The sequence below is a fragment of the Pseudoalteromonas sp. GW168-MNA-CIBAN-0100 genome, from assembly GCF_040309225.1.
Taxonomy (GTDB): Bacteria; Pseudomonadota; Gammaproteobacteria; order Enterobacterales; family Alteromonadaceae; genus Pseudoalteromonas; species Pseudoalteromonas arctica.
The window spans coordinates 1-255 of the sequence record NZ_JBEOOL010000791.1; the positions used below are offsets into that span (position 1 = coordinate 1).

Below are 255 nucleotides of genomic sequence, written 5' to 3' on the forward strand. Positions count from 1 at the left end.
GTGTTTAAGCTGGAGTGCTCGTTAAGTGCATCTACGTTTAAAGCAACTTCTAACTGCAGGACTTGTTGTAAATGATTAAGTAAACGCTTTCCAAGAGCGGTTGGCCGCGGTGGCTGCGTTCTAATAATTACAGGCTCTCCAAGTTTGGCTTCGAGTTGATGAATACGCCGACTTACTGCCAATTGCGTAATAAATAGCTTTTTAGAGGCTTTTTCAAACCCGCCTTCACTAATAACCGCCGACAGTGCATTGAGT

The 255-nt window shown here is 43.9% G+C and carries 1 protein-coding gene; it reads right to left on the minus strand.

The annotated features are described in order from the left end of the window. A partial coding sequence (locus AAEY62_RS23445; RefSeq protein ID WP_350636855.1) for a LysR family transcriptional regulator occupies positions 1 to 255 on the minus strand: 255 nt, incomplete at both ends.